A 10,762-nucleotide genomic window follows, 5' to 3' on the forward strand; every position below is an offset into this window, starting at 1 on the left:
GGCAACGCGGCGGCAAGCAGCAAGCACTTTCGTGACGCATCGTCAACGGTGCAGACTGTAAGCATTTCGTCATTGACGTCCGCGACCCTGTGAGCGTCTGCAATGGGTGGCGCTTTACGCCGGTCGCATATCGGCATCGAGCGGCGGTAGATCGAGAGGTCCGCATCGGGCTGGGTTCGGCCAGATGCTGCCGGTCGCCCGACCACGAGCCTGTCATTGGATTGCTGGGCTTACTCTGGAACCTGCCGGATGCCAGTGGAGCGATCGCGAAATGCATGGCGGCCCTAGCACGTAGATTGGCCGCCGCAATGTTTCAGGGTTAACTACCTTTGTGCGAGTCGGCCTGCTCCCTAGCCGAAGGAACGCTTCACGTACCAGCGCAGGTTGTCCCAGCCCTGCGGATCATTGGGAGTGTGATACGTGACGGCAGAAAGGCGTATGGTCGCGCATTCTGTGAGCATCCCCATGGCTACTGTATACGAGCCCTTCAAACTGTCCGATTTCGAGGTGCAGCGCGCGCAGATCAAGCCGCTCATCAGCTCGCTTCGGTTCGCCAATACGCTCATTGATATGGTCTTCTATGACGTCACTGCTTTTCATCGCGCGATGAAACTCGACGGTTTGGACGTGACCATCCACGGCCCCTGTGACTTCTGCGCGCAGTTTGCTCGAGCGCTTCAAGAGGTCGACCTGAGCGCGTTAGCAAACCCAGAGGGTGCCATTGTTATCGTTGACGCCAGCACGACTCCTCACATCCAGTGCTTCTTCGATGTCTCCGAGTTCCTCCGCGCCAAAGACGGCGTGAGCCGTATTGACTCAATCTCGGTAAGTGGCGTGGGAAGCTCCGCCCTCGGATCGGCGGCCTTGGCGTGGAATGTTTCCCGCGCAATGGGAAAGCCCGTGGCAGGCATTGTTCCCGGCTACGGATTAGCTGACGTCGTCCAGCAGGCACTGGGTGGTTTCCTCGCGTTCGGAATTTTTACGTACTGGATGAAGCAGCCTCTTCAGAACACACTGGCGGTGTTGTTGCCGGGAGCCGCATCTGTAGGAAGGAGTCTGGTCGCGACCGTGCCGGGAGCGAAAACGGCCCCAACCGAGGCTCCAGTGTTCCAGCATGGCAGCGGCTCTTCTGACGTACTTCACTCCGTTCTGAAACACACCGACCACATCAGGACGCTGGTTGGACACAGTAAAGGAGCGCTCGTCATCGAGAACGCTATCGCGGACCTGGAGGAGGAAAAGCTGAGCCGTCTCAGGGTTCTGACCTTTGCATGCAGCATCGCTGAGCAGCCAGCTGTCGGCGAATATGAGCAATTTCTTGGCACCATCGACGCGCTGGGGCTGCTGGGCTCCGTCGGCAACCGCCCGGAGCACGCGGTCCCGACGTGACATAGTACGAATACCGAAATGCCCTTTACGATGCACGTCGCAACGCTGGCGCAGCCTTAAGGACTCCCTTTTTGCTGCCGTCCGTTGTCGCACACTTTGTGGGCGGCCTAGGAATTCCACGGTTTGAAAAGCCCGCGTGGGAGTCAGGTAGCGAGTGCAATAGCGGCAAGCCGTGTCGAGCCCTAGCGCTCGCCGCGGGCTCACCCTGATGGTTGGCTGTCAGCATGAGCTCCATGCGATCTTCTAAGGATTCTCCACAGACACCATGGGCCAGGCCCGGTGTGCGGGCCCACAGCGGTTGGCGGTAAGTTAGCATCCGGTGCAGCGAGCGGCTGTTGTACCCCTGTGAGCAGCCGTAGACCTAGTGTTCTGAGTTAAAAATTCATTGAATGATGCCAATCACGTACTAAAGTGTTTTGTGTAGCACTTGATACGCGGAGGCAACGATGAGTGGACGGCCCAAAGGGGAGCTCGTGCTGAGCGATTCGGAGCGCGAAGACCTGCAAGCGCTGACGATGCGACGCAAGACCGCGCAGGCCCTGGCATTGCGGGCGCGCATCGTGTTGGCCTGTGCCGATGGCATGGACAACAAGACAGTTGCGGCGAAACAGCGGGTCACTCAGCAAACGGTTTCGAAGTGGCGGGCGCGGTTCGTGATTCATCGTGTAGACGGCCTGCTCGATGCGGCACGGCCTGGGGCACCGAGGACGATTGATGACGCGCGCGTCGATGCAGTCATCGCGAAGACGCTCGAGTCCGTGCCTGTCGGAGCGACTCACTGGAGCACGCGCACGATGGCTCGCGAAGTGAAATTGTCGCAGACGGCGGTCACACGAATCTGGCGTGCTTTTGGCTTGCAACCGCATCGGCATGAAACGTTCAAGCTCTCCAGCGATCCGATGTTCGTCGACAAGGTGCGAGATATCGTCGGACTTTACCTGGACCCGCCGCTCAAGGCCATGGTGCTGTGCGTGGACGAGAAGAGCCAGATTCAGGCGCTCGATCGCACGCAACCCATGTTGCCGTTGGCACCCGGCATCTCTGAGCGACGTACCCACGATTACATGCGGCACGGTACGACCACCCTGTTCGCGGCGCTGGATATCGCTACTGGTGAAGTAATCGGCGATGTACATCGGCGCCATCGCAGCAGCGAATTTGTGCGCTTTCTGCGCACCATCGAAGCCAGCGTGCCGTCTTACCTGGACGTGCATCTGGTAATGGACAACTATGGCACGCACAAAACGCCCTCGATCAAAGCCTGGTTCGTTCGTCATCCTCGCTTCCACGTTCACTTCACACCCACCTCGGCGTCGTGGCTTAACCAGGTCGAACGATGGTTTGCCGCGCTCACTGAAAAATACCTTCGACGCGGTACGCATCGGTCGACACGTCAACTCGAAGACGCGATCCGTCATTACCTGGATGTCCATAACGCGAACCCCAAACCGTTTGTCTGGAGCAAGTCGGCCGATGAAATCCTGGCCAGTCTCGAACGGTTTTGTGTGCGTGTCCGCAAGGCTGCGGCAGGAGCATCATGAATATCGATACCGACGCAATTGACGAAGTTTCCCTGGCGCTTCTCTACCTGACCCTGCATGACCGATACCGTGCATGGAAGGGCTTCGACTGGGACGTGCTGAACCGACTCCATGAACGAGGCTTCATCGAAGACCCTGTCAACAAGACGAAGTCAGTGATCTTTACGGAAGAAGGACTGCGCGAGTCCGAGCGACTTTTTAATCAGCACTTTGTCATTCCGGAAAGAACAGGGAATTGATTCAACGAACTTCTAACTCACGACACTAGCGCCTAGCTAGTCGACAGAGCCGGGGTGGCCCTATGCCCTTGCGCTAGAGGCCGCGCCCGCGGCGATCGCCGCGCTCGGTCATGGGGCGCTAGCCGGCCAGGAACGGCCATTCGAACTGGTAGCCGAAAGCGGTCAGTCGCCGTTACACTCGGAAAGGAAACAGCCGACCGAGGTGCTATCCCCTAGTTCGAGCGCCACCTGCGCTATCGACCCTGCGAGATCTTCAGCCCGGACCTCTACAATTGCCGGGCGCATACGATCGTTGCGCTGCGGGCGACTGTCACGCCACGGAGGGAGCAATGCTCAAAGGTCGCTGTTTTTGCGGAGAAGTCCGTTATGAAGTGTTGGATACACCCTTCAACTCAACAGTTTGTCACTGCGCAGACTGTCGCCGCGCATCTGCGGCCCCGTTCGTCGCCTGGTTTAGCATCAAGCGATCCGAGTTTCGGTTCGTCCATGGCGAACCAAGGAGCTTCGCAAGCAGTAAAGCGGTTTTGCGAACTTTCTGCCCGGACTGTGGCACGCAATTGACCTATCAACACGACGATTTCCCCGACGAGATTGACATTACGACATGCAGTCTCGACGTGCCGGACCTGGTTCCTCCCGAGCATCACACTTGGACATCGAGCAAGTTACCGTGGGTTCATGTATCTGACGCCCTGCCGAAACACGAGGGCAGCTACTCCAAGGGCTGAATTCAAATGGCAGGGCTGCACCTTTGTGATGGTTACCGAAACGAGTTGCGCGCGGCCTGGGCCGCCACCTAGTGGTTGGCTCATGCTCAGACACACAAGGCTCGCAGGAAGACGGTTCTTCGTGGCTCTTATCCTCGAACGTTGACCGGCCGCTTTCGGCAATGGGTAACGTCAGCTCTGGGTCGCTATGCAAAGCTTTACATAGCGACCCCTATGTATAGATCTCAACTATGTATAGTTTGCTGGCTTCGAATTCGCGTAATGTAGGCGCAGCGCGGCTGGTGGCAGGCCGGTCAGCGATCTTCTAGACATAGTTTTGGTATCGGAGTCCAGTGGTGGTTCCACTTCAGGAGACCGTCATGGGAAACGTCCGACTGCCTCAACACAGCTTCACCAACTGGCTCGACGTGGGGCCCTTGGCGCCTCATGTCGATGCGTTCGTGCAATATCGGGCGGACCGTGGTTACGCCAAGAACAGTTTTGCCACTTACGTGCGCAGCATCGATCATTTTGCGCAATGGATTCATCGCCGTCGTGTGGATGTTTGTCGCATCGACGAATCAGTGCTCGCCGAGTTTCTGAACGAGCACCTTCCGTCCTGCCGTTGCGACGGTGTCGTTCAACGCCATCGACCCAGTCTGAGCGCTGCACTAGGGCATCTGCTGGTAGTGCTACGCGCTCGAGGAGTGATCACCCCACCGGTCGTGAGCAAAGCGCCGGTAAGCGAAGAACTACGCCAGTACGACGAGTACATGGATCATGTTCGTGGCCTCGCTCCGAAGACCCGGGAGTCGGCACTACGCATCGTAGGTCGGTTCCTGACCTCGCGGTTCGGCGACTACGTCATCGACATCCCGATGGTCAGGCCTGAGCACGTGCGCCGCTTCTTCGCCCAAGAGGCAAAGCTCTACAGCAAGCCGGCGAGTGCCGGCGCAGTGGTGGCCGCGCTGCGCGGCTACTTCCGCTACCGCGCGTCACTCGGCGATCTTGTACATGGGCTCATCGGCGCGCTCTCGTATCCTGCCAACTGGCAATTGGCTTCGCTGCCCAGGACCCTGACGACCGAAGAAGTCGAGCGGCTGATCGGGTCTCTCGGCCAAGCCGGCCGCTGCCCGATGCGGCGTACCGCCATCGTACGATGTGCCCTTGATCTTGGGCTTCGCAGCGGTGAAGTTGCGCGGCTCGGCCTTGATGACATCGACTGGCGCGCCGGTACGATCACACTCCGGCACACCAAGGGGCGTCGGGAAGACGTACTGCCGCTGCCATCGACCACCGGCGCAGCGATTGCCGCGTACCTGAAGGATGAACGTCCCAAGACCCGCAATCGCGCTGTCTTCGTACGTCACGTCGCCCCACGCGGCGAGCCCGCAGGCCCCGATCTCGTGCGCAAGACGATTCGCCAGGCCTACGCTCGCGCTGGGCTGCCATACACAGGCTCACACCTGCTTCGCCACACCATGGCAAACCGACTGCTGGCAAGCGGCTCCTCCCTCAAGGAGGTGGCCGACGTGCTGCGCCATCGGTCCCTGAACACGACACTCATCTACGCCAAGCTCGACAGCCGTAAATTGGTCGAGGTGGCGCTGCCGTGGCCGGGGAGCCCATCATGAGCGCCGTCCTCTCTCTGCACGCGTACGTTGAGCGCTACCTTACTGAGCGCCGCGGCCTCGGGTTTGGTCTACGCAGCCCGGCTTATGCCTTACGCAGCTTCGCACGGCACGTTCAGTCCATCGGTCACCGCGGACCGTTGACTGTGGAGGTCATGGCCGATTGGGCGCGACGCGACAGCCACGGCAGCAGCGACCCGCACACGTGGGCGAGACGACTCAAACAGTTGCGCTCGTTCATGCGCTGGCTGCAACAGTTCGAGCCGCGTACCGAGGTTCCCGACGATGCGATCTTCGGTCGCCTGCCGGAGCGACAGGCACCGCATATCTATAGCGAGAGCGAGATCGTTGATCTGCTGGCTGCCGCTCGACAGCTTGGGCCGGCCCCGGGCTTGCGCGGAATCATCTTCGAGACACTGTTCGGACTGGTCGCCAGCACGGGGCTGCGAATCTCAGAAGCGCTGGCGCTGCGCATCGAGGATGTCGACCTCACGCGCGGCATGCTCACCATCCACCAGACCAAGTTCGGCAAGTCGCGTCAGGTACCTATGCACCCCACCACGATCGAAACCCTGCGTCGCTATCGGTTGACGCGTGAGCTGTCTGGCGAGTCCGTGCAGGAGGACGCACCGTTCTTCGTCGGCACGCGCGGTCAACGCCGGGGACTGCCGCTGGGCGAGCGCCAGGTACATCGCGTCTTCAAAGGGCTACGCGAGAACCTGAACTGGCGCAACCGCGGGACCCATCACGCCCCGCGTATCCACGATCTGCGGCACAGCTTCGTCGTGCACCGCATCATGCGATGGCACACGCAGGGTGTTGATATCGATCAGGCGATGCTGTCGCTGTCGACCTACGTCGGGCACGCCATGGTGACCAACACGTATTGGTACCTCTCGGCGGTTCCGGAGTTGATGGGTTTGGCTGCAGAGCGATTCGAGTCGTTCATGCCCCAGGTGGAGGTGCCCGATGCGTAATGCCGTCGCACCCAAGCCGCCTTCATTCGCTTCGCTCGTGCAGCAGTTCTTTACCGAATACCTGGTCACACAGCGCGCGCTCAGCTCGCGCCCGGTAGCGTGTTACCGCGACGCCCTGGTGCTGTTTCTGGACTTCGCCGGGCGCAAGCTGGGCAAGGAGCCGACCGCGATGCAACTCGTGGACATCCAGCCCGATCTGATCCTGGCATTCCTGGATCATCTGGAGCGCGAGCGGAACAACTCGGTTCGCAGCCGCAATCTGCGGCTGACCGGGCTGCGCGCATTCCTGAAGTTTGCCGGCCGACGCGATGTCGCCTCGCTACATGTTGTAGAGCGAGCCTTGGCGGTGCCGATGAAGCGCTTCGAACGCCCGATGCTGGGTTTCCTCACTCGCGAAGAGATGGTGGCAGTCCTGGGGCAACCCGGACCGACCTGGTCCTCGCAGCGCGACCATCTACTCATGGCGATGCTCTACAACACCGGCGCTCGTGTGTCCGAGATTATCGGCGTGCGCGTGAGCGATGTCGTACTCGACGGAGCGGCTTGCGTGCACCTGCAGGGCAAGGGTCGCAAACAACGATCGGTACCGCTGTGGAAGACGACTGTGCAGGAAATCCGCGCATGGCTGCGCCTCAACCCACAACTGCGAACTGAAGCAGCCTTGCTTCCTAATCGCGACGGGCGCGCGATGACTCGCTGTAATGTTGGGCAACGCTTGGATCTTGCCGTCGCCCGCGCCGCGACCAGCCTGCTGAGCCTTGCCAACAAGCAGGTTTCACCGCATACGTTGCGTCACACCACGGCGATGCACCTGCTGCAATCGGGCGTGCCCTTCAACGTGATCGCACTCTGGCTCGGACATGAGAGCACCAATACCACTCACCGCTACGTTGAGGCAGACCTCGCCATCAAGGAGAAGGCACTCGCTCGGCTGGAAGCTCCCGCGACCAAGATGCGGCGATTTCGTGCGCCGGATTCGCTCATCCGCTTCTTACAGACGCTATAACTATGTAAAGATCCGTCGGCCCCTCAAGCCCTGCGGAACAGGGGCCGATGCCCGCCTTCGAGCCAACCTATACATAGTTGAGATCTATACATAGGGGTCGCTATGCAAAGCTTTACATAGCGACCCTTTATAGATAGTCCGTCCCGCTTTCATCGATACTGGTGGGACTGGCAGCGAGCTGCCAGTGCAGGCGGAACATGCACCCGTGGACTACGAATAAGTCGACCCAAACGCTGGACGATTGCCGAGTTAGCTTCGAGTCCACGGGTGCGCTTGCGCTCGATAACGAATACTCAGGGTTCGCCGTCGCACCGGCTCACTATATTGCCTTCGCTGAACGCAAGCATGCATGTCCCTACCGGGTAATCTATCACTTGCTGAGGTTCACATGGCACCGCTATCGAACCAGCAATTCAAGGCTTTCGTCGGCATCGACTGGGCCGATACCAAACATGACATCTGCCTGCAGCAGGCTGGCGACGACAGGCGCGAGTTCGACTGCATCCCTCACCAGGTTACACGCATTGATGAATGGGCAAAGGCGTTATATCAGCGCTTTGGTGGTCCCGTCGCGATCGCGCTTGAGCTGGCCAGAGGGCCGATCGTCTCTGTGTTGCAGAAACATGCGTTCGTCACACTGTTCCCGATCAACCCCGCAATGCTCGCGAAGTACCGCGAGGCGTTCAAGCCGAGCCGGGCCAAGGACGATCCTACTGATGCCGAACTGGCACTCGACCTGCTGCTGCGCCATCCGGAGCGGTTTGCCCCGCTCCGGCCGCAGAGCGCCGGCATGCGTTCCTTGCTGAGCCTGATCGAGCAGCGTCGTGAACTGGTTGGCGACAAGACCCGATTCACTAACCGGCTAACCAGCGCACTCAAGCAGTATTACCCTCAAGCCCTGGAATGGTTCGAGGACATCGACACGGTGCTGTTTTGTGATTTCCTGACCCGCTGGCCAATTCTGCCAGCAGTCAGGCGCGCGAACAGAAAGACCCTTGAAACGTTCTTCCATGCGCACAACTGTCGCCGGGCCAGACTGATCGAGGGACGTCTGGAATCGATCCGTTGCGCTGTGTCGCTGACTGACGATCCCGGTATCGTTGCACCTCACCGGTTGCTCGCGCTGACGTTGGTGGCGCAACTGCGCACAGCGCTCGCTGCGATCGACGTGTTCGATAAGGAAATCGCGGCAGTCGCACGAACGCTGCCCGACTTCGACCTGTTTGACAGCTTGCCCGGCGCAGGTCCGCATCTGACGCCTCGTCTGCTGGCTGCATTCGGCGAGCAACGTGACCGCTTCAGGGGCGCTGATGAACTGCAGAAGTACTCCGGCATCGCGCCGGTCACCGAACGCAGCGGCAAGAAGTGCTGGGTGCACTGGCGCTGGCAGTGCCCGACATTCCTGCGCCAGACCTTCGTTGAATGGGCGGGCCAGACCATCAACAAATCGTTCTGGGCGGGCGCCTATTATCGGCAACAGCGTGCGAAGGGCAGTTCGTATCAGGCCGCCGTCAGGGCGTTGGCGTTCAAGTGGATACGGATCCTCTATCGCTGCTGGCAGACCGGAACACGGTACGACGAGAGCGTCTACCTCAACGCCCTCAGGAAGCGTGGTTCGTCACTCCTCCAGCACCTCGGGCTTCCGGGGTAACCCTTTCCGGTCGACGGTTACGCAGCTCGTTCCGGGTCCCGGTGGCTTCGATTTGACGTGATGTCGCGAGTTGTCCACGGCCGGCCAGCGGGTCGCGTGCTACGACCATGACGCTGGCCGGCGGTGGGCAACTCGCCCGGCCAGCAACGTGCAGGTCAAACCGGGAGGGCTTCGGAAGAACAGGCTCCCGTTCAAAAACACTTGACGGACCACCTCAGGGCGTGACTCGGCCATTCAACGTCACGCGGACTCGACGTCCGATTACGAGCCAGATCTGCCGCTCGAACGGCACCGCAACCGCGCTGGCGAATGTCGGCTCGAGCCGCGTCCGGACGTATCACCCATTCTGCCGCAATCACCGTGGCTCTCGAATATCGATCAAGCCTATTCATCTATTGTGACCGCACTGAAGCGTCTTTTACCGTTTGCTCGAAGCAAGCTGCTGGTTCCGCTCAGTGAGAAACTGGATCAGACCGTCCACGCCGCTTTGCTTGATCTTGTCGCTGAACTGCTGCCGATAGGTTTGGATCAGCCAAACGCCGAGGACGTTCAGATCATATAGACGCCACCCTTCCGGGGTCTTGTACAAACGGTAGTCAATCTCCCCCGGCTGTCCGTTCCTGTCCGCAACTGTGCGCACCACCACATCCTCATCGGTCGGCGCGAAGTGGGAAGGCGGATAGTCGATCCGTTGATCCGCACGGAGCTGACCCACGGCACCTGAATACGTGTAAATCAGAAGCATCTTGAACTGCTTGACCACCTCTTGCTGCTGCGCAGGCGTCGCCGTTCTCCAGTAACGCCCCATCGCGAGCGAGGTCGTGCGTCGAAAATCGGTGTAAGGAAGAATGTCCCGGTTCACGATATCCATGATGCGGGGGATATCGTTCGGCTGGATCGCCCGGTCCCGTACCTCGTCGAGTATCTGCTGCGTCGCAGTCTTGATCAGCGCTCGCGGGTCTGACTGGTCGACTTCCGCATACGCCACGCCGAGCAAGAAAAACGCCGCGCAAAGAGGCAACAGAAAAAGATTCTTCATATGCGCAAACCTTGTCTGATCCTTCACTGCACGCAATACATGGGTGCTCTGCCTACGTCCAGTCATGTCGCGCCGGGTCAATTTCGTGCCGCGAGCCGATCGAACGCCGCGCAGAATTATCTCCGTGCTCCCGCCCGACAGATGCGGTAGAAAGATCAGGTAACCGCTGCGGAACTCATGAGTGCTGCAATCCGCCGATTGTTCACGACCTTCGTCAGACACCCTCGACGAGTACTGCGCGATAGCGCGCCGCCTTGAAACGGTGCTGTGCAACCTCCTGATAGGCCGGGCTGTCATACCATGCACGCGCGGCCGCCGTGGTCGGAAACTCCACGATTACGACACCCTCCGGCGAGTCACCTTCAAGCACCTGCTGAGGTCCGTAGGCAGCCAGAATCTTGATTGGGTGACCTTTAAGGGTCTCGCCGACCGCACTTAGGTAAGTGCCGAGCTCGCTCTGATCCTGCGTGCTTTCTCGCGTGAAGACAATATAGGTTGCCATGGCATGTGCTCCTGCAGTGGGAATGGTGCAAGAGATGATGACACGAGAGTTCCGAAGCGGCCCCATTTTTTTTGGGGACA

The 10,762-nt window shown here is 59.8% G+C and carries 10 protein-coding genes; 8 read left to right on the forward strand and 2 right to left on the reverse strand.

Annotated elements, in window-relative coordinates:
* Positions 1-465: 465 nt before the first annotated feature.
* The 8 genes from OKW29_RS00395 to OKW29_RS00430 all read left to right on the forward strand — a co-directional run bounded on the left by OKW29_RS00395 (position 466) and on the right by OKW29_RS00430 (position 9,141).
* Positions 466-1,389, forward strand: coding sequence for a hypothetical protein (locus OKW29_RS00395; RefSeq protein WP_429289528.1), 924 nt, complete (start codon positions 466-468; stop codon positions 1,387-1,389).
* Between the two features lie 446 nt (positions 1,390-1,835).
* Positions 1,836-2,930: an IS630 family transposase gene (locus OKW29_RS00400; RefSeq protein WP_429289529.1), complete on the forward strand. Its 1,095-nt coding sequence runs from the start codon at positions 1,836-1,838 to the stop codon at positions 2,928-2,930.
* Entirely contained in the window at positions 2,927-3,169 is a 243-nt protein-coding gene (locus tag OKW29_RS00405; protein ID WP_429289530.1) for a DUF6429 family protein, read from the forward strand. Before OKW29_RS00400 ends, OKW29_RS00405 begins: the two co-directional genes overlap by 4 nt.
* Before the next feature lie 329 nt (positions 3,170-3,498).
* Positions 3,499-3,897: a GFA family protein gene (locus OKW29_RS00410; RefSeq protein WP_429289531.1), complete on the forward strand. Its 399-nt coding sequence runs from the start codon at positions 3,499-3,501 to the stop codon at positions 3,895-3,897.
* Between the two features lie 359 nt (positions 3,898-4,256).
* On the forward strand, positions 4,257-5,510 hold the full coding sequence (locus OKW29_RS00415; protein WP_429289532.1) for a site-specific integrase: 1,254 nt from the start codon (positions 4,257-4,259) through the stop codon (positions 5,508-5,510).
* Entirely contained in the window at positions 5,507-6,484 is a 978-nt protein-coding gene (locus OKW29_RS00420) for a tyrosine-type recombinase/integrase (RefSeq protein ID WP_429289462.1), read from the forward strand. Before OKW29_RS00415 ends, OKW29_RS00420 begins: the two co-directional genes overlap by 4 nt.
* Complete coding sequence (locus OKW29_RS00425; protein WP_429289461.1) at positions 6,477-7,490, forward strand: tyrosine-type recombinase/integrase; 1,014 nt, start codon at positions 6,477-6,479, stop codon at positions 7,488-7,490. The genes OKW29_RS00420 and OKW29_RS00425 overlap by 8 nt, the downstream gene beginning before the upstream one ends.
* Positions 7,491-7,878: 388 nt before the next feature.
* On the forward strand, positions 7,879-9,141 hold the full coding sequence (locus OKW29_RS00430; protein WP_429289533.1) for an IS110 family transposase: 1,263 nt from the start codon (positions 7,879-7,881) through the stop codon (positions 9,139-9,141).
* A 418-nt stretch (positions 9,142-9,559) separates the two neighbouring features.
* Here OKW29_RS00430 and OKW29_RS00435 read toward each other — a convergent pair whose 3' ends face one another.
* Complete coding sequence (locus tag OKW29_RS00435; protein WP_429289534.1) at positions 9,560-10,180, reverse strand: MlaC/ttg2D family ABC transporter substrate-binding protein; 621 nt, start codon at positions 10,178-10,180, stop codon at positions 9,560-9,562.
* Positions 10,181-10,394: 214 nt separating this feature from the next.
* On the reverse strand, positions 10,395-10,682 hold the full coding sequence (locus OKW29_RS00440; RefSeq protein WP_429289535.1) for a DUF1330 domain-containing protein: 288 nt from the start codon (positions 10,680-10,682) through the stop codon (positions 10,395-10,397).
* Positions 10,683-10,762: the final 80 nt, after the last annotated feature.

The organism is Paraburkholderia sp. CI3 (assembly GCF_050436505.1).
Classification (GTDB): Bacteria; Pseudomonadota; Gammaproteobacteria; order Burkholderiales; family Burkholderiaceae; genus Paraburkholderia; species Paraburkholderia tuberum.